Source organism: Bacillus rhizoplanae (assembly GCF_917563915.1).
GTDB classification, from domain to species: Bacteria; Bacillota; Bacilli; order Bacillales; family Bacillaceae_G; genus Bacillus_A; species Bacillus_A rhizoplanae.
The window spans coordinates 25,637-44,319 of the sequence record NZ_CAKJTI010000029.1 but is presented as its reverse complement, the minus strand read 5'-3'; the positions used below and the strand labels follow the sequence as shown (position 1 = coordinate 44,319).

General features: G+C 34.0%; 20 protein-coding genes. All 20 read right to left on the bottom strand.

Annotated elements, in window-relative coordinates:
- Positions 1-181: 181 nt before the first annotated feature.
- Positions 182-1,219, bottom strand: a complete 1,038-nt coding sequence (gene mnmH, locus LRP84_RS18765; RefSeq protein ID WP_230576458.1) for a tRNA 2-selenouridine(34) synthase MnmH — start codon at positions 1,217-1,219, stop codon at positions 182-184.
- A gap of 32 nt (positions 1,220-1,251) precedes the next feature.
- A complete protein-coding gene (gene selD, locus LRP84_RS18760) occupies positions 1,252-2,301 on the bottom strand; it encodes a selenide, water dikinase SelD (protein WP_230576457.1) in 1,050 nt (349 codons plus the stop codon).
- A gap of 433 nt (positions 2,302-2,734) precedes the next feature.
- Positions 2,735-3,217: a UCP033725 family protein gene (locus tag LRP84_RS18755; RefSeq protein ID WP_230576456.1), complete on the bottom strand. Its 483-nt coding sequence runs from the start codon at positions 3,215-3,217 to the stop codon at positions 2,735-2,737.
- 271 nt (positions 3,218-3,488) lie between these two features.
- Complete coding sequence (locus LRP84_RS18750) at positions 3,489-3,728, bottom strand: hypothetical protein (protein ID WP_230576455.1); 240 nt, start codon at positions 3,726-3,728, stop codon at positions 3,489-3,491.
- Positions 3,729-4,065: 337 nt separating this feature from the next.
- Positions 4,066-4,413, bottom strand: coding sequence for a UCP033725 family protein (locus LRP84_RS18745; RefSeq protein ID WP_230576454.1), 348 nt, complete (start codon positions 4,411-4,413; stop codon positions 4,066-4,068).
- 193 nt (positions 4,414-4,606) lie between these two features.
- The gene (locus tag LRP84_RS18740) at positions 4,607-5,389 is read right to left on the bottom strand and encodes a polysaccharide biosynthesis protein (protein ID WP_230576453.1); all 783 of its coding nucleotides are present in this window, start codon (positions 5,387-5,389) and stop codon (positions 4,607-4,609) included.
- Between the two features lie 298 nt (positions 5,390-5,687).
- On the bottom strand, positions 5,688-6,464 hold the full coding sequence (locus LRP84_RS18735; protein WP_230576452.1) for a hypothetical protein: 777 nt from the start codon (positions 6,462-6,464) through the stop codon (positions 5,688-5,690).
- A gap of 119 nt (positions 6,465-6,583) precedes the next feature.
- Positions 6,584-7,036, bottom strand: a complete 453-nt coding sequence (locus tag LRP84_RS18730; protein WP_230576451.1) for a hypothetical protein — start codon at positions 7,034-7,036, stop codon at positions 6,584-6,586.
- A 68-nt stretch (positions 7,037-7,104) separates the two neighbouring features.
- Positions 7,105-7,269: a DUF5085 family protein gene (locus tag LRP84_RS18725; RefSeq protein ID WP_230576450.1), complete on the bottom strand. Its 165-nt coding sequence runs from the start codon at positions 7,267-7,269 to the stop codon at positions 7,105-7,107.
- Between the two features lie 7 nt (positions 7,270-7,276).
- Positions 7,277-7,522, bottom strand: a complete 246-nt coding sequence (locus LRP84_RS18720) for a hypothetical protein (protein WP_230576449.1) — start codon at positions 7,520-7,522, stop codon at positions 7,277-7,279.
- Positions 7,523-7,824: 302 nt separating this feature from the next.
- Positions 7,825-8,289 (bottom strand): hypothetical protein, encoded by a 465-nt coding sequence (locus LRP84_RS18715; protein ID WP_230576448.1) that lies wholly within the window; start codon positions 8,287-8,289, stop codon positions 7,825-7,827.
- A 133-nt stretch (positions 8,290-8,422) separates the two neighbouring features.
- Positions 8,423-8,869, bottom strand: a complete 447-nt coding sequence (locus LRP84_RS18710) for a DUF5085 family protein (protein ID WP_230576447.1) — start codon at positions 8,867-8,869, stop codon at positions 8,423-8,425.
- The gene (locus LRP84_RS18705; protein ID WP_230576446.1) at positions 8,866-9,327 is read right to left on the bottom strand and encodes a GyrI-like domain-containing protein; all 462 of its coding nucleotides are present in this window, start codon (positions 9,325-9,327) and stop codon (positions 8,866-8,868) included. Before LRP84_RS18705 ends, LRP84_RS18710 begins: the two co-directional genes overlap by 4 nt.
- 109 nt (positions 9,328-9,436) lie before the next feature.
- Positions 9,437-10,210: a hypothetical protein gene (locus LRP84_RS18700; protein WP_230576445.1), complete on the bottom strand. Its 774-nt coding sequence runs from the start codon at positions 10,208-10,210 to the stop codon at positions 9,437-9,439.
- Positions 10,211-10,242: 32 nt separating this feature from the next.
- On the bottom strand, positions 10,243-11,721 hold the full coding sequence (locus tag LRP84_RS18695; RefSeq protein ID WP_230576444.1) for a T7SS effector LXG polymorphic toxin: 1,479 nt from the start codon (positions 11,719-11,721) through the stop codon (positions 10,243-10,245).
- 27 nt (positions 11,722-11,748) lie between these two features.
- The gene (locus tag LRP84_RS18690) at positions 11,749-12,036 is read right to left on the bottom strand and encodes a TIGR04197 family type VII secretion effector (protein ID WP_230576443.1); all 288 of its coding nucleotides are present in this window, start codon (positions 12,034-12,036) and stop codon (positions 11,749-11,751) included.
- Positions 12,036-12,461, bottom strand: coding sequence for a YwqH-like family protein (locus tag LRP84_RS18685; RefSeq protein WP_230576442.1), 426 nt, complete (start codon positions 12,459-12,461; stop codon positions 12,036-12,038). Before LRP84_RS18685 ends, LRP84_RS18690 begins: the two co-directional genes overlap by 1 nt.
- A complete protein-coding gene (gene essC, locus LRP84_RS18680; protein WP_437438793.1) occupies positions 12,461-16,966 on the bottom strand; it encodes a type VII secretion protein EssC in 4,506 nt (1,501 codons plus the stop codon). Before essC ends, LRP84_RS18685 begins: the two co-directional genes overlap by 1 nt.
- Before the next feature lie 203 nt (positions 16,967-17,169).
- Positions 17,170-18,363 (bottom strand): type VII secretion protein EssB, encoded by a 1,194-nt coding sequence (gene essB, locus LRP84_RS18675; protein ID WP_230576440.1) that lies wholly within the window; start codon positions 18,361-18,363, stop codon positions 17,170-17,172.
- Between the two features lie 61 nt (positions 18,364-18,424).
- A complete protein-coding gene (locus tag LRP84_RS18670; protein ID WP_230576439.1) occupies positions 18,425-18,676 on the bottom strand; it encodes an EsaB/YukD family protein in 252 nt (83 codons plus the stop codon).
- Positions 18,677-18,683: the final 7 nt, after the last annotated feature.

Genomic DNA, 18,683 nt, shown 5'->3' with positions numbered 1-18,683 from the left:
ACTTCCGATAACATTGATTATGTGAATGGAAAGTTCCTTCAGTTCTTCTGAAGGAACTTTTAAAGGTTTTGTGATACATTGATTTTATGTTAACAAAAGGCGCTTTCATGTACAGAAAGCACCTTTTCAGTCTACAACTATTTTTTAACAGAATACTAGAACCATCTTCTCTACTTTACATTTACTTGAACGGAATCGAGAGAATATCCCGAATAGCCTCCATCGCTTCATCCACATTCTGCACTTTTATAGTGAGCCTACGTTCCTCTGGATAGTGTTTCGCCGTATGTTCATAAAGAGGATCATAGTAATGTTCAAGCAACAATTGCACCGCTGAATCAAAATTACCTGATTGTAAATCATTGTTAATCTTTGTTGCGACCGGTGTGTGAATACGTCTTTTGATTTTTTGGAAAGCCTCAATGCATTCCTCTTGATGCTCCCAAGGGCAATAATCTTCCAAAATATGTTGGACTCGTTCTTCTACAGGCATATCAATAAATAATTGTATTCCCTGTTCTTTCCTCTCAAAAATACAATCGGGGATCATTACTTTCCCGATTCGCTTGCTCTCCGCTTCAACTAACATATATGGAGATTGCTGTAAATGAAGGGCCTCTTGAACAAGAAGAGATTCGAACGTTTTCTGATTGTGCGGTTCAAGTCCAACCTGCCCGAAGATGGAACCTCTATGGTTAGCCATCCCCTCCAAATCAAGAATAGGGTATCCTTCCTTTCTCAGACGTCGTAGAATAGTAGTCTTCCCTGACCCCGTATAACCGTTCAAAACATAAGTTTCCTGCTTGAGCTCTAGATGATCAAGAGTTTCAACAACCCACTTGCGATAAGCCCGGAGGCCTCCCTGTAGACGATAAACTTGAATTCCCATTAAATCTAAAACAGTGGCCGTCGTCCTGCTGCGCATGCCCCCACGCCAGCAAAATACAGCCTTTTGTCCATCAATTTGGCCAAACTCCTTAACGAAAGCCGGCAACTTCGCCGAAACAATTTCAAGACCGCGTTCTTTAGCCGCTTGAAAGCTAACTTGTTTGTAAATCGTTCCAATTTCAGCTCTTTCCTCATCATTAAACAGTGGAATATTTAAGCTGCCGGGGATTGTAGCATCCTTATATTCCGAAGGTGACCGAACATCGACCAGCACAAGCTCCTTTTTATCATGCAAAGCCAATAACTCATCAATAGTGATATCTTGGAACACTGATCCTTCCACCTTTCTGCAATATAGATTGCTTATATAACAACAATTTGACCTGGATGATCTTCTGTCACTTCACCGATTATGCAAGCTTCCACGCCAGCTTTCCGCAGATCCGCCAGAAGCAATTCCGCCTCTTCCCCAGTCACGGACATCAAAAGTCCGCCAGATGTAACCGCATCACACAAAATCCATTGGTCTATTTGATCCATCGTCTCCGGAAAATTTACCGCTCCTTGCAAATGAACAAAATTATTTTTCGTTCCTCCAGGAATTACGCCCGCTTCCGCAAGCTCCCTCACTCGCGGCAGGACAGGTACCTGATCTTTAACAATGTGCAGTCCCATGTCACTACCCTTAGCCATTTCCGATGCATGTCCGAGCAATCCGAACCCAGTAACATCAGTACAAGCATGTACATTGTAAGACTCCATCGTTTCCGCCGCCGTTTTATTCAATGTTGTCATTACCTGTGTAACGCGGGCAATTTCTTCATCATTCAGCAAATTACGCTTAATAGAAGACGTCAAAATACCGACACCGATTGGTTTTGTCAAGATAAGTTTGTCCCCGTGCTTCGCCCCCGCATTAGTCCGTACTTTATTCGGATGAACGATTCCAGTTACAGCAAGCCCGAATTTCGGCTCCTTATCATCAATTGAATGGCCACCGACAAGCGTCGCTCCCGCTTCTTTAAGCTTATCACCAGCACCGCGTAAAATATCCGCCAAAATCTGCTTATCCAATGTCGTAATAGGAAAAGCAACAATATTAAGTGCAGTCAGCGGCTTACCGCCCATCGCATATATATCACTAATGGCATTAGCTGCCGCCACCTGTCCGAACGAATACGGATCATCCACGATTGGCGTAAAGAAATCAACAGTTTGTACAATCGCCAAGTCATCGTTAAGGCGGTATACCCCCGCATCGTCACTCGTATCAAGCCCCACAAGCAAATCAGGATTTGGCATTGCTGGAGGAAGTGTACGAATCACCTGCGCTAAATCTGCTGGACCAATTTTACAGCCACACCCTCCCTTGGATGATAGTGAAGTAAGTTTAACTACATTAGATTTTGTCATGAGATACCAACCCTTCTCCTTAAGGTTTTATATATATTCATTATAGAACACGGTGCTGTAAATACATAATTATTGATATACAAGCATAAACACTTCACTTTATGTTATGGTCTGCTGCTTCGCTGGCACTCGTACTAGAAATTACTTTCTTAGGGCTTCTCCATAGTTACCTATTAGCTGCTAGTTGGCTTGGCTCTTACCTATCACCAGTAAGCAGTGCCTAGCTTAGCAGGGCATGCAACAAAAAGAAGCAAATTATCAACTATATAGTAGATAATTTGCTTCTTTTTCTATTTAAATGGACTTTTTTAGTGCCCTCAAATTTATAGGATTCTTTTATTATTTTCGTTTTATTAACGTGGTAACTATAGTTTCATAGATACACTAATCATGTTCATTTTTCTCCTTTTAATACGATACAATTAAATATAATCTATTCTAAAAGGTTCCTTAAATAACTTCTTATATCCTTTTGTTCAATTCTAGTAAATTTTTCATCCGTATTTTGGAATTTTAAAATAGGCTTCTTAATTTCTATTAAAGCATCTACTTCATCTATTGGAACCTCTTTTTTAAAAACAAACTGTTCCATCTTTTCAAATCCATAATTCCTAGCTTCTTGTTCATCATTTGTACCTAGCGAAATTTTATTTATTTCTAGTATAAACTTACCTATTGCCCATGGAACAAATTCTTTTTCTTTATATATTACCTTGTATTTCAATTTATAAGCCATCTCTACTTCATTAATATCAACCTCTTTTATATATATTACTTTTGAAACGAATCCTTGTTCAAATTTTAATTCTTTAAACCCATATTTTATAGATTCATTTGAATTACTTATAAGCTTCAGTTTATTATCCGATACATTTAATCTATACAAATTATTTTTATAAATAGCATAGTCACTCATAATTTATTATACTTCCCTCCTAATCAACCATAAAAAATAAAAAAGACATATCCACCTTCCTATGTTATAGATAAGCCACCACACAAATCTAATCATAACTAGAAGGAGAGAACACGCCTGATTTATTATCGTATCCATTCATTTTTTTCAGAATGTTGATTGTCTTATATTTTTTAATAAGTACAAACAGCATTCTGCTCTTACTTTATACAAATACTTTATTACTACTCAACTTAACTCATATTTAATTAATGGAGTCCCACCTATAATATTATTTACCTATTTTGCTCATAGTTATCATATATAAAAATTTAAAAATACGATCTTCATCGCCCTTTTCAATAACGGAAAAATTTTGTCTTTCATCCACATCATACAAAATCCAATTTCCATCTTCAAAATAACAACCTGTTGAGATTGGTACATTTGTTTTTCTTCCAATAACAATATTCAGTTCTTCCAAATTTATATCTAACACTTTTATTTTATTTTCATATTCATTTTGCTTCATATAACCAGCCTCTTATATTTTGTACTATCCCATATCTTCGAATGCCTTCACATTAATTGGTGTATTAATTTGTCCTGTAACTAGTAATTAACTGGCCATTTGGGATTTCAGCTAATATTTTGAATGCAAAAAAGTTAAATCTAAGCTACTTCTTTAGCTAGGTTTGTATGTTCCTCTACAGTTGATTTTGATGAATGGGAGCACCATCATACTGTCCACTATCTTGATGGATTTATATAATTTTTTTGCTTAATTCTTTATTTTCACGACTACACTTTGACCCCCATTGTAAGAACTTAACTAAGCTGTGTCCTTATGACTATACTAACTCCAAATCTTATAAATCTAATACCGTTTTTTCTTCTACTATTCTATCTACTTCATTCTTTTTTATCCATTTATGAAATACAGAGCGTTCTACAAATTCCATATTTAACTCAGCTCCTACTTCATAATTAGGAGTATAAATTAATATACTATCCTCTCTTTCTGATATAACTTGAAATTCGTAACCTTTATAAAAACAGTTGGTCTGTATATAATATATTTCTCCAACAGCATCCCTTTTTACAATTTTATAATTTATCTTATCATCTAATTGTAGTTTAACGTTTTTACTTTCTTTATCATAATTAAGAACTTGATACTGTTTACCCATATATAAAGTATATGTACCAAGTAACATAAATAACTCCTCTCTATTTATTCTAGCATTCACTTTCCTATAGAGATTCTTCTAAGATTTTCTATTTCTATAAATAATAAAGAAACCTTTATTAGAAATGATTTCTCCATTTTACACATTAAAAAATTAAAAATGAGCGAATCTCTAAGTCTAGTCCCTACCAAGTAATAATTTGTGTTCAGACCATGCTTTATTATCTACTTTTTGATTTATATTTTTCATTTTTCTTTCGGTATCTTGGAGTTTCTCTTTTATGTTGCTCCCACGATATGTTAAATGACGGAAATTTAAATCTACAATACACTAATAGCTGAAATTCCGCTGCACCGATGGCTATCGTATACATTAAAAAGGTTCCTATTATATATCCAAAGAAAGTATCAAACGCGTAATCATTATGAAAATAAATCAAAATAAGAAGAATTAGTGCGTATATTGCAGCCCACTTCATCGTAGTTCCTTTTGTGTTACTAAAAAATGAAGCAGATCTTTCATCCATGCTAAACGCACCTTCGCTTGCTTGTTTAAACGTATCAATCGTTGTCACAATATGAACGATGATTGCTCCCAAAAATAAGAAGCCTACATATATTAACGTAATTCTGTCAATTGAATAATCCGACATACCAGGAAGAACTAACGCTGTGAATAATATCGTACCTAATTGAAATGCATATAATAATACGACAAGTGTTTGTAGCTTTTGAAATTTAAAACGAGCCTTTGGAAATGAATATAGAATTAAAAAAATTACTTGCAAGCTATATAGGACAATTTCAATTTTAACGATTGTTTTCTCAAAGAAAGTAGTATAATAATCCCAACCAAACGTTACTAAAGTACCAATAAGAAAAAACATCATTAATGAAACAAAAATTATTGTTCCTATCATAAATCCCGTAGCACCTTCAGGACTTAAACGATTTCTACATGTAATTTTAAATTTACCTAAATCTTCTTCTTTTATATTCCACATCACTTATCTAAACCTTTCATATAGTCTAATTACCAAAATACAATTCTAAGTTTTTGGTTATTTTTTTGTACCAGTAACTAGGCACAGAAGATACTACAACAAATTCATTCAATCTGATAGAACTGTGATGAATACTTTAAGATAAGTACTCATTCACAATGCTGTAGTAGATGTTCCAATATCTAATTTTCCGTCCTATCAGCCAACCTTTTCCTAATTAAGCACTAAAGAATTTTAGCATTTTGAATCTAGCACATTACAATTGAATGGATCTTATCCTAAACAAGACTCATTTTTTTTATGCCTTACGTTTCGATTTATTTTTTTTATTTTTCTTTCGGTATCTTAGAGTTTCTCTTTTATGTTGCTCCCACGATATGTTAAAAGAAGGAAATTTAAATCTACAATACACTAATAGCTGAAATTCCGCTGCACCGATGGCTATCGTATACATTAAAACAGCTCCTACCACATACATAACTAAAACATCAAACTCATAATCATTATGAAAAAAAATCAAAATAAGAAGAATTAGTGCGTATATTGTAGCCCACTTCATCATAGTTCCTTTTGTGTTACTAAAAAAGGAAGTGGATCTTTCATCCATACTAAACGCACCTTCACTCGCTTGTTTAAACGTATCAATCGTTGTCACAATATGAACAATGACTGCTCCTAAAAATAATAAACCTACATATATTAGCGTAATTCGATCAATTGAATAATCAGCCATTCCAGGAAGAACCAAGGGTATGAATGATATAGTACCTAATTGAAATGCATATAATAATACGACAAGCGTTTGCAACTTTTGAAATTTAAATTGGGCTTTTGGGAAAAATAGATATAGGATTAAAAAGATTATTTGTAAGCTATATAACACAATTTCAGTTTTAACAATTGTTTTAGCAAAAAAAGTGGTATAGTAATCCAAACCTCCTATCAAAATAATAAACATAATTAATGAAATATAAACTATCGTTCCTAGCATAAATCCTGTAGCACCTTCAGGACTTAAACGACTTCTACATGTTATTCTAAATTTATCTAAATCTTTCTCTTGTATTTTCCACATCTAATTGTCCCACCTTTGGCTACATTCTCTTCAATCATTTAGATTAAAAATAAAAACCTCCTCATTTTAACGAAAAGAGAAGGCTTTCTTGCTGTTATACGTTCTTATCATATTCAAAACTATCCCTTTTGAAGCAACTCATTATGTTTTGACATTTGATCACATAGCGTTTTAAATTCCAGCATCCACTCTGATATTTTTTCTATCTCTTGGCCAGTGGACTTTTTCTTATATATAAAACCAATTACTTTAATATCAGAAAACGGTAGGCCCCTTTCTACATCTGTCGGGACAATGTGAATAAGCACTTTCGTTGTTTTTGATGCTTTAATAAAAAATGTAACTTTTGCGAAATCAGTGGTAATCATTGTGAATAAATCTGGCACAGGTAATAGTTTAAGAATCTCTTTCCCAAGTTCAGGATATGATGGCAAATTAGCAATCATTTCAGCAGTTATTACACAATCAGAGTTTGAGACTTTTCTCAATATTTTTTGCTTGATAAGCTCACCATTTTCATCTGCACACTTGTGATTGAAAAACACCTTTCTTTCTCTCGAAAATAACCCCATGAAATCCCTCCGAATCAAGATAATAGTAGAATCATTATTATGAAAATTAAAACAAAAACCTTCATAGATTATCCTTGCATATCTACTGCAATTTTCACGTCAACATACTGCAGACCTTCATCATCACTACATATATGATAGATCGTGAAAATCATATCAAGTTGATTGTCTTCTATGTAATGCATCATTCCAGCATACATATACTCGGTTAATCTTTCAATTTTTATATTCAATATTCATTTAGTCCTGTTTACTTTTCTTAAAAAATACCCAATATGCTGATACTGACGAGATTAAAAGGAATACACCAGCCCCTATACCCTCATATATTTTAAAGAAAATAGCAGCAATTATTACTAAGATTGACATTATTATTATTAAAATGAGTATATATTTCATTATAAATTCTAACGCTTTATAGATAGGAACTATTATACTTTCAAAAAAACCTTTTTCTGTTTTTACAGTTTTTTGGTCTTTATTCAAAGGAACACCTTCCTCCCTGTACAGATTAACTTATGAATAATTTTTCATTCTATCTTCAAAACTGTATTAAGTACTTGAAATAAACTATATATAACTGATTAACTTTTTCGGCGTATACAAAATAGGAACAAGGTCAATTACAAGACCTAACTACTGCCGATACAGCCTGATTCAACTGAAAAATCGTATGTCGAAATTATAAGTCAGACATATAGACTAAGAACGAAAAACCTCCTCATTCTAACGAAAAGAGAAGGTTTTATTCATGCCATATATCCTTATATTATTCAAACCTATCTCTTTTAAGATACTTCATTATATTCTCCTATTTTATCGCACAATGCTTTAAACTCTAACATCCACTCTGATATTTCTTCTATTTCTTGATCAGTGGACTTTTTCTTATATATAAAACCAATCACTTTAATATCGGAACACGCTGCATCTCTTATCTCTTCATCCACTGGTTCAAATTGAATAATCACTTTCGTCGTGTTTGATACTTTTACAGGAATTTCAAACGTGCCAACAAAAATAACAATCATTTCGAAAAACTCTCGGTTACTGAGAGATAAAATCTCTGAAAGTTCTTTCGCAAATTCAGGGTATAAAGGCGAACCATCAACCATTTTATCAATTATTTCAGCAGGTATTATACAATCAGATTCTGAAACTTTGTTCAATACTTTTTGCTTAATAATTTCATCATTTTTCTCTTTACACTCTTGTTGAAAGTATACCTTTTTTTCTCTTGAAAATAACCCCATAAATTCGTTCCCCCTTTTCAACACAAAAATAACACTTGAAACTCTCTGAGTAAAATCATCTACAAATTGTTCTTCTATGACACTATCTTTTTGCTTCTAGTTCTCATAGTTTTACAATCACAAGCTTCGTATATTATTCTTGAATATCTACTGCAATTTTCACTTCAACATACTGTAGGCTTTCATCACCACTAAATATATGATAAATAGGTGAAATCATATCAAGTTGATTATCTTCCATATACTGAAGCATCTCAGCATACACATACTCTGTTAATTTTTCATAATCTCCCGTATATCGTTTCATAAGCATCTCATCAACATAGTAATAGCTTCTAAATTGAATTGTTTCCGAAGCTGGAATTTTATCTTCATTTACTGGCATAAATAATTCAATATACATATTTTCATCTGTTGGTACATTTTTCAAAGCATAAAACATTGGACCTTTTACCGTTAAATTCGCTTTTGCAATTTCTGACATAAAATCTTCAATTGCTTCTTCCATATCTGTGTAATGAAAATAGTATTCTTTCGAAACAACATTTGTATACGCAATACTTTGCCCTTCAATTATCATTTTACCGTTTCACCTACTTCTATAATAGGAGCATAAATATCTAGCCATGTATCACCGTATACATCTAAACATACGTGATAAAAACTGTTATCTAATTTAATATGATGCTGCTCTGCAAACTCGTGTATGAAATTATAGGCCTCCTCAATATCACCATCTTCGTCCGTAAACCGAATACTTAATGCACCTTCAATAATTAGAGCATCACTGTATTCATATGCAGAATCTTCCCCCAATTTAACACGTTCATTTACTGGAACACAGTATGTATATTCACCGTATTCTGGTTCATTTTCAAGTGGTGTATATTTAAAAAGAACAGGCCCTACCGCATATATTCCATTATGAACAACCTGATTTCTCAGCGCGATAGCAGGTAATAACCAATCTTCTTTTTTCACAATTTGAGTAATACTAATTAAATTTAAAAGTGATAATGCTTTATATTGTACTTTCATATAAACTACTCCTTTTAAAATGATCTCTTACATATTGCAAGATGAAAAACAATCAAATCTTTTAGCCTAGCGCCCACAAGTTAATAATCTGTGTTCAGATCCAGCTTTATTATCTACGTTTCGATTTATTTTTTTTATTTTTCTTTCGGTATCTTTGAACTTGTCTTTGATGTTCCTCCCACGATATGTTAAAAGAAGGGAATTTAAACCTACAATACACTAATAACTGAAATTCCGCTGCACCAATAGCTACTGCATACATTAAAACAGTTCCCACCACATACATACCAAAAATATCCAACGCATAATCGGTATGAAAATAAGTCAAAATAAGAAGAATTAGTGCGTATATTGCAACCCACTTCATCATAGTTCCTTTTGTATTACTAAAAAATGAAGTGGATCTTTCATCCATACTAAACGCACCTTCACTCGCTTGTTTAAACGTATCAAGCGTTGTCACAATATGAACAATCACTGCTCCTAACAATAATAAACCTGCATACATTAATGTAATCCAATCAATTGAAGAATCAACCATTTTAGAAACAATAACAACTGTACATCCTATCGTACCTAATTGAAATGCATATAATAATATGACAAGTGTTTGTAACTTTTGAAATTTAAAACGAGCTTTTGGAAATAAATATAGAATGAAAAAGATTACTTGCACGACATATAACAACACTTCTAGCTTAACAATCCCTATTTCAGAGAGAGCCGCACAGTAATCCCGACCACCAGATAAAATAATAGAAAAAATAATGATTGAACTATATAGTATTCCTCCAAACATAAATCCCGTAGCACCTTCAGGATCTAAGCGATCTCTACATGTCATTTTAAATTTACCTAAATCTTCCTCTTTTATATTCCACATTACCTATTTGCACCTTTCGTGTATTCTAATTATCAAAATACAGATTTAAGTTTTTCTGTTACCTTTTTAGTTACGTTTTTAACTCCCTTTTTAGCATAATCAATGGCACTGTCTTCCCCATTCCATTTTATATTCATTACAAATGAAGCAACTACCGCAGTACTAGCTCCGACCACAGTTCCAAGAGGCGGAAGGATAAGCGTGCCCACTGCAGCACCGGCTGCCATCGCTCCAGCATTTGCTCCAATATCTACAGCTGAATCTGTTGCTATATCAACTACATCGTTTAAATGCCAACCACCTTCTTTAGCATCTACAACATTACCTCCAACTGACACAACCGCTCCAAAAATACTTGCTCCTTTCAATGCTGTGGCCGGCTTACCCATACCCTTAAACATTTCTTTCCATTTCCCAGGATGTAAATCCTTTAAACCGTCTGCATAAGCAGTCTTAAATGAACTCAATGCTCTTTTCCCAATCGCAGTAGGCAATCCTTTAGTCTTCCTATCAAGTTTGAATTCTTGATAATCTTGAAACTCTGGTAATTTATAAATGGTTTTTCTTGCTTTTTTTATTTGTGCGTTTGTTGTTTTTAAATTATCAAATTTAAATTTCAATTTATTCTTGACAAATTGAAATAAATCATCATCATTATTATCCATCGTAAGTATTTTTGCTACTTTAACCAAGTCCTCATTCTTACGTGTCAATAATTTATATGCTCCTTTTCCTTTTCGACCTTCAGGATCAAAAAGGACGTCAAAATCATAATTCTTTTTAATATAATGCGTACGTATGTAGGCACCTAAAATCGCCTTAATCCCCTTATTTCCAATGTCAAATTTGGTCATTCCATCCGCTGCTACCTTAATTATATTTCCAATTGCTGAGCTAGAAATAATCTTCTCTATTGAAGCACTAGATAAATTCCCATTATTCTCTTTTATTTCTTTCATTCCCTCATCTATCTTATGCATCCGTTCATGAAACTCTTGCAGATCACTTTGTTTACTATTATAAGCCTCTAATTTTTCTAATGTATCACTGATTTCTTTTTGACTTTTTACAGCTCCTTCAGTGATGCTTGCTGATGATGGATATTGAATTGCGACGATGTCATTAATCTTATCCACTGTTTTTCTTGCTGCTTCATTAGAGTGGCTAAATCCTTCACTATATCCATTAACTTTTTTCTTTATATCACCTAAATAGCTCCCATGAATTTTTGTATCTGCATCACTGTCAACCTCACTGTTAAACTCCTCTACGGCTTTTTGAAATTGACTTTTTAATCCTTCCGTTGTAGCCGTAAATCCAGAGATAACCGCTACATGAACTGATAAATACTTCTTAATATTATCAGCAGTTTTCCCTTGAAAAGAGTTAATTTGTGTAAAATCCTCTATTTTTTGCATTAACGATTCAAAATGTTGATTTAACTCTTCAGCATTTGAATTAAAGCGAGTTTGAAGTTCTTTCACTTCCTGTAGCTCAATGATTTTACCCATGTTTCTCCCCCTATTTCTTTACATAGCCTAATGAGTGAAAATGTCTCTCAAATCTTTTCCAAGTTTTTCATCTTTCTCAACCATTTCTTTCCCGGCTTGTTGAATGTTATTAATATCTTTTTGTAGTAATTGTTCATACTGCTGCACTTTTTTCGATAACTCTTCTATTGCTTCACAAAATTGAGTTAATCTAGTTAAATTGGTACGATTCAACTTCATATCATTAAACTTTACTTTCCCTAAATCACTCGCACCGCTTTTTAGTTCATTTACTTTCGAATCAAAGACAGCTTTATTTAACTTAATTTCACCCATTATCCATTCTCCTTCTTCTGTTTTTCAATTTGAATATTATCGTTCACAATTGAAAAACTTCTATTTAATGAGGAAATACTTGATTCACATGAATCAATTTGTCTTTCAATTTGTTGAATCGCATGTTCAATATCTTCTTTTACTCGATCTAACTCGCCTATAAATCTTCCTAAATTTAAGATGACTTGCTGTTCGTAAGTGGATTTGAAAGTAGTTGCCGTTTTTCCTTTCCACAAACTATCATTAACTTCTAGCGATTTAAATTGTTCATGATTTTCCCGAATGGATCCAATATTATTTACAAATTGTCCTTTCGCTTGTATTAATCGCTGCCTTTTTAATTGCAGAGCCGCTAATTGGCTCTGCTGTTGACTAATACTACTGAGTAAATTTGTTTTCTGACTATTAAGTTGAGATAACTCCATTAATATCCCCCCTGCATAACTGGTACTTTAATTTTTGTTGCATATCTATCTTTTACAAAATATCCTTCAAAAGGATTTAACTTCGTACTAGTTAAATCTTTATTGGATACATCAAACACCATTTGTCCAGATGATTTTCTTAACAAGATAACATGAGATTGTGCTTTAACTGCTTTTGAAACTGAATCGTAGCGACTATCAATTGCATCCACATCACAACCAATAACAAAATGGATTCCCATATACGCACCATTCGTAATTAATTCAGATAAGCTAAATAATTCACTATCCCCTAGGCTGCTAACAATGTCGTTTAAGTCTGCAATTACGATAACAATCGGCTTGAACTTTTTAATAAAGTCTGCTGGATTCATTGTTTCATTAGAAGCTTCTTGCTCCTCTTTAAATGCAGCTTCCCTTGATCGATAAGCATTTGCAACTTGTTTAATCGTTTTTTCTACTCCTACTTTTTCAGCTACATATAAAGCTGTTTGGCCTTTAAAGTTCGAAAACGTTTGTGCTCTTGTATCTACAAGACCAGTATCAAATTTTTGACTTTCAATTAATTGTTGCATAAATTGATAAATTACATTTTCAATTTCCTCTTTTTTAATTCCGGCTACAACAATATTTGAAGCTTCTACTAAGTCTAATTCCATTGGTGTAACATTCTCAGTCTCAACGCCAAAGGAAAGTTTACCCGTTTCAATAATCCCTCTCGTTTCTGGCCATGCAATAAATTCTTTATATTCGAATACTTCTGGTACCATCGGAATCGCTTTCGGTTTTTTACCAGCCCAATAGGCCTCCATTTCTCGTCCTTCAGCTTGTATATGCTGAATTAAGTTCAGCACATCTTCACCTTCCGCTGGCATACAAGTTTGGAATACTGTTGGCTCTTCTAGTTTCACTAAACCGCGGCCAGCGATTTCTTCAATTTTCAAGTCAGTACGCCCTACAATTGATCTCGCTTCTGTTTCGTCTATCATGTAAAGAGCAATTTGCAGCTTAATATTCGCATTTATTTGTACTCGTAATGCATTTTGGCGTGTAGCAGTTAACATGAGATGAATCCCTACTGCTGAACCTTCACGAACAACTTGGGCAATAAGACGTTCGAAATCATCTCCAAATCCTGCATCTTTCACCGCATCATAATTATCTAACGTAATTAATATTGTCGGTAATATTTCATTACTAGCTCGTTCATACATTTCAAGACTAGCAACACCATATTTACTTAATAATCGCTTTCTCTCTTTCAACGTTTCTTCTATACGACGAAGGAATTTCTCACATTTTTCTTCTTGGTCTAACGTCACCAAATCTGCTACATGAGGTAATGCTCTTAACGGCATTAATCCATTTGTACCGAAATCAAGCAAATACACATGCAAATGCTCTGGACTATGCTGACGCGCCACATCCATAATGACCGATTGTAAGAAAGTTGATTTTCCGTAGCCTGGACTTGAGAAGACTGCAACATGACCGTCTTTGCTTATGTCTAATGTGAGCGGTGTTTGGGCTTGTAGTTCAGGCTGGTCTAGTAAACCAACTGTTGCTTGTAATGGTTTCTTTTCCTGTTTCCACGCTTCTTTAAAGTTCACTGGATGCAAGTCTTGCAGGAATATTTTCTCTGGAAGCGGTGGTAACCATGGTCTTGGTAATGCTTCAATTTGTTTTTCTTCTGCGTAATCATGGATATAATCAATGACTGCATCAAGTTCTGTCGGTACAGTAGCAATTTCTTTACTGCTGTTAAGCCCACTCAAATCCTCACTCAAAATCTCATACTGCCCTAAATCATTAATCGCATAAATCGTTGCGTCTAAATGCTCTTGATCGTCTTTGTTCTCTATGTAATCAGCGCCGCTCCATGCAGATTGGAACAATTCATAGATTTCGTTATTTCCGACCTGTAAGTAAGCTCGTCCTGGCAGCGTGATTTCTGCAGCGTCTGGTGTTTTTAGGATTTCGTTACTGTCGGATGTGTTTTGTACTTTTAGTGCTAATTTAAATTTCGAGTTACTCCAAATTTGGTCATCGACAACCCCGCTTGGTTTTTGCGTTGCGAGGATTAAGTGAATTCCTAGGGAACGACCGATACGTGCTGTTGATACTAGCTCTTTCATAAAGTCAGGCTGTTCTGCTTTTAATTCCGCAAATTCATCACTAATTAGGAACAAGTGCGGCATTGGTTCTTTCGCTTTACCTTGTTTGTATAGTTTTTGATATTGATTAATATGGTTTACATCGTGTTCGCCAAATAAGCGTTGACGCTTTTGTAATTCCGCTTTAATAGATGCTAAAGCACGCATACTTTGTGCACCGTCTAAGTTCGTAATGGTTCCTAGTAAGTGCGGTAAGTCCTTGAATAAGTTCGCCATTCCGCCGCCCTTATAGTCAATGAGTAGAAATGCTACTTCATACGGATGGAAATTAACCGCAAGAGATAAAATGTACGATTGAATAATCTCTGATTTACCAGAACCTGTCGTACCTGCCACTAACCCGTGTGGCCCATGTGCTTTTTCGTGTAAGTTTAGATTTACAATATCTTCTTTACCGCGTAATCCAAGTGGTACAGCTAATGATTTGTGGGCTGCATTTTTTTCCCACCTTGCTGTAATGTTTAATTCTTGAATTTTCTCGACACCATACATTTCTAAGAAAGTTACACTTTCTGGAATACTATTTTTCAAGTTTTGCAAGTGATTCAGCGGTGCTAATGCACGGGATACATCTTCTAAGTTAAAGTCTTTTGAAAAATGATCGAGTGCGAATTGACGGTTAACAAGTTCACCTTTTTCTAAGATGATATTCCCTTTCTTCGAATCTCTTATATCGATGACTGTCTTCACATGTTCTGGTAGACTTTGCATCACATCCTGTACGAAGACAAGTGATACCCCTAATTCCGTTGGATCTTCATTAAAGAATTCCATTACAATGTGATCTAAGATCAGTTTTTCATCTGTAATGAGTACAACATAGTGCGGTGCAAAATATAATTTTTCATTAGAAGAACCTTTTTCTTCTATTTTCATTTTGCGGTCTTTTAATATTTGATACAGACTGTTTAGTACTTGGTCACGGCTGCGTTCATGGTACACAAAACCACGTACGTTAATATCGCGTACACTTGCATGCGGCAGCCAGCGCATCCAATCCCATTTATTCTTTTCTTCTTCAGGGAACAATGTAATAAACTGCAAATCATAGTAACTATGAAATAATGAAGTTTGCATAACTAAAAGTTGCAGTTGTTCTAACACTAAAGAACGTTGTCCAATATATCCGACTGGTCCATTCATTAAATCTGTCACGACTGGAACATCTTGTAGTGAGAGGTATTGTTGTCTTAGTTCACGTGCTGCATCAATTAATTCATCTTTCTTTTGACTAAATTCTTCTTCATTAAATTGAATTTCAAAACTAGTATTTTCCTGACCTGTTCCAACACGATATGTTAAGAAGTCATGATGAAGCATCGTTTTTTCATATATGCGTGAGTTTACCTGCATAGACATGTTGCGAATTTCTGCAACATCTGGATAATGATAGTGAAGTGCATGACGCTGCTTTTCAGTTTCTTCATATAAATCTTTTGTCTTTTGTTTTAAATACTCTCTATAACTTGTGTCACGCTCTACAATATCAATTTTGTATTGCTTTAAACTTTTAATATACGATGTGACCGATATAATTACTGTTGCTACAGTCATCGCTAATGAGGCAAATATATATAAGCCATTTGACATAAAGATTGCCAATAGTACAGTGACCACGATCATAACAAGGGACGGAGCGATCATTCGCACTAAATGTTCTGTTGGTTTTGATGGTTCACTTGGTGGCTTTGCAATTGTCATTTTGTCAACTGGCTCGCGATAAATAATGCGTGGTGAACGATGGTAGTCTGGATATTCATCACGAAAATAGCTATCTGCTTCAAGTAAACGAGGTAATGTTGATTGTACTTTGTCTTTAGTTGTTACAAATTGAATATCTTCATGTCCAATTTGAATTGTTACACCATCAAAAAATAATTGATCTCCACTTTCTAAAATAGCACTACCTTCTAATTTTTGATGGTTATGAAATACACGCCCTCCGTGTACGTTAACTTTGAATGGTTCATCTAATGAGTCACGAATGAATACGAGGTCTGCACCTGTTCCATCAATGGTAATATCATCACCTTCACGTTCGCTAAGCGTGATGGAATACTTCGTCGCTATATCATATACAGCAACCTCTTCAACATATGTAATCCACATATGGAGGGATTTATGATTTTTCAGTTCAATTTGATTCTCCTTGTTAACATGGATCGTTCTATCTTTTATTTTCCATACACTATTCTCAAGATCCCAATTCATCGTAAGCGATTCTTCTAAATCAAGATTCGTAATTGTATTTGACCACTCATTCCCAATTGTTACAACGGGACGTTCAGATGGATTTAGGCGACATTTATACAATTTATCGCCATAGCTCACTGCTAGAAGTTGTTGCTTCACCCTTCTCCACTACTCCTTTGTTAGCTTCTATAGTAAAAAAATATGTGTACTGTTTCTCTTAAAGATAGTAAAACTCCCACCTAGATTCTTTTCTTTACGTTTTGAGGTGAGAGTTTTACTATCCATTAGAGCAGGATACATGAAGTAAAAGAAGTTTCCTTCTTTTAACGTTCTTAGTTTGTTTATTTGTTCGTATTAGATAAATCTTTTTCATCAGATGTATCACTATATTTCTTTTTATACTCATCTAACTGTTGCTGATATGTTTTTAACTTCTCATCTCGATCTTTTCCCGACAATTTTGGATTATTTTTCACAGCCTCTATTTGTTTGATTAAGCCATACATGATTAATTGTGGATCATCAATCTGCTTTGCTATATCTAGTGATTTGTTAAAATCTCCTTTACCGTTATAAATCCAATACAGCAAATAATTTTCATCACTCTTTAAACTGATGTTCTTCATAATAGATGCTTTTTGCTGTTCCCCTAATTTCTCACCCTTAACGTAGGAATATGCCAGCTCATATTTAGAAGCTAAGGGGAGTCCTTCAGCATCTTCATCTTGTAAATTACTAATGACTTGATCATAATCAGTAGCTAAAAAGTTTTTATTTGCTTCTAACAATGTATTTTGATAAGGTACTTTCATAAACGCGTAATACGATAATGGTGCTACTAAAATAACCGTAGCTGCCACAAAAGAGTATGTCATATATTTGAACCTTTTAAAGTTTTTCTTAGGAACAATTTGCATATTCTTTTCTGTTTTTATTTGTTCTTTTTCAAAGCTATCTTCAATAAATTGGATTAATTCGTCTAAACTGTTCATACTAACAACATTTTGCTCAAATGTTGTGTCTTTTGCATTTTTCAAGACGCCATTATACAATTCATCATAGCTATATTTTTTAGAAAACAATGCAATAATTAAACATTTATATTGTAATAAGAATTTTTCTTCTGTAATGGGGGTTGGCGGGACAATCTCTCGAATTCCACGATGAACAATAAAAGGTAAATAATTAGCATCGAAAACTAGATTTTCCGGGTGTAAAAAGAACGTTATTCTTCTATGTAAATACTCTTTAAAACGAGCGACATTTCGAAGCAATCGTAATTTTTCATTTCTCTCTAAATCTTTTATATCGTCCCACTTCTTTAATTTCTTACTAACTTCGTATGAAAAGACAAAGGCATCCTCTGTTTCTTCTACTGCTACCGGAACAAAGATTGCTGACTTCTCCATTAATAAATCAAATTGACGAAAATCTTTTACTTGAGTTTGTGACTGGGCAAGTTCTAATTTCCAAGTCCCTTCGCCTATTTCAAATCGATAATTCATCGAATCAATCTGAATCGTTTTCTCCACCATGTTCTTCTCCTTTTGATCGTATACATAAATTTCTACATACTTAAACTATTTATCCAAGTAGTTATAGTACTTGTAAAATATCTCCATCAGTTACTTCATAATCTATTAACCGATCATTGTCTGTTAGTAATAGCGATTTATTAACAACTTTTATGACATAATGTGACCCATCATGAGTTTGAATTTTTAAAGTTTCTATTAAATTCTTCAACAAATATTTAATAGATTGATGATTAGGAATGCGTAAATCATATGTTTCCCCATTCCATTTACTAAAATCTACGCTGACATTAATATGTGTTTGAACAGCCATTCATATT

Excerpts from the sequence above, each read along its gene's own strand:
- selD (WP_230576457.1), bottom strand. The coding sequence starts at position 2,301 with ATGACAAAATCTAATGTAGTTAAACTTACTTCACTATCATCCAAGGGA.
- LRP84_RS18755 (WP_230576456.1), bottom strand. The coding sequence starts at position 3,217 with ATGAGTGACTATGCTATTTATAAAAATAATTTGTATAGATTAAATGTA.
- LRP84_RS18750 (WP_230576455.1), bottom strand. The coding sequence starts at position 3,728 with ATGAAGCAAAATGAATATGAAAATAAAATAAAAGTGTTAGATATAAAT.
- LRP84_RS18745 (WP_230576454.1), bottom strand. The coding sequence starts at position 4,413 with ATGTTACTTGGTACATATACTTTATATATGGGTAAACAGTATCAAGTT.
- LRP84_RS18740 (WP_230576453.1), bottom strand. The coding sequence starts at position 5,389 with ATGTGGAATATAAAAGAAGAAGATTTAGGTAAATTTAAAATTACATGT.
- LRP84_RS18735 (WP_230576452.1), bottom strand. The coding sequence starts at position 6,464 with ATGTGGAAAATACAAGAGAAAGATTTAGATAAATTTAGAATAACATGT.
- LRP84_RS18730 (WP_230576451.1), bottom strand. The coding sequence starts at position 7,036 with ATGGGGTTATTTTCGAGAGAAAGAAAGGTGTTTTTCAATCACAAGTGT.
- LRP84_RS18715 (WP_230576448.1), bottom strand. The coding sequence starts at position 8,289 with ATGGGGTTATTTTCAAGAGAAAAAAAGGTATACTTTCAACAAGAGTGT.
- LRP84_RS18710 (WP_230576447.1), bottom strand. The coding sequence starts at position 8,869 with ATGATAATTGAAGGGCAAAGTATTGCGTATACAAATGTTGTTTCGAAA.
- LRP84_RS18705 (WP_230576446.1), bottom strand. The coding sequence starts at position 9,327 with ATGAAAGTACAATATAAAGCATTATCACTTTTAAATTTAATTAGTATT.
- LRP84_RS18700 (WP_230576445.1), bottom strand. The coding sequence starts at position 10,210 with ATGTGGAATATAAAAGAGGAAGATTTAGGTAAATTTAAAATGACATGT.
- LRP84_RS18695 (WP_230576444.1), bottom strand. The coding sequence starts at position 11,721 with ATGGGTAAAATCATTGAGCTACAGGAAGTGAAAGAACTTCAAACTCGC.
- LRP84_RS18690 (WP_230576443.1), bottom strand. The coding sequence starts at position 12,036 with ATGGGTGAAATTAAGTTAAATAAAGCTGTCTTTGATTCGAAAGTAAAT.
- LRP84_RS18685 (WP_230576442.1), bottom strand. The coding sequence starts at position 12,461 with ATGGAGTTATCTCAACTTAATAGTCAGAAAACAAATTTACTCAGTAGT.
- essB (WP_230576440.1), bottom strand. The coding sequence starts at position 18,363 with ATGGTGGAGAAAACGATTCAGATTGATTCGATGAATTATCGATTTGAA.
- LRP84_RS18670 (WP_230576439.1), bottom strand. The coding sequence starts at position 18,676 with ATGGCTGTTCAAACACATATTAATGTCAGCGTAGATTTTAGTAAATGG.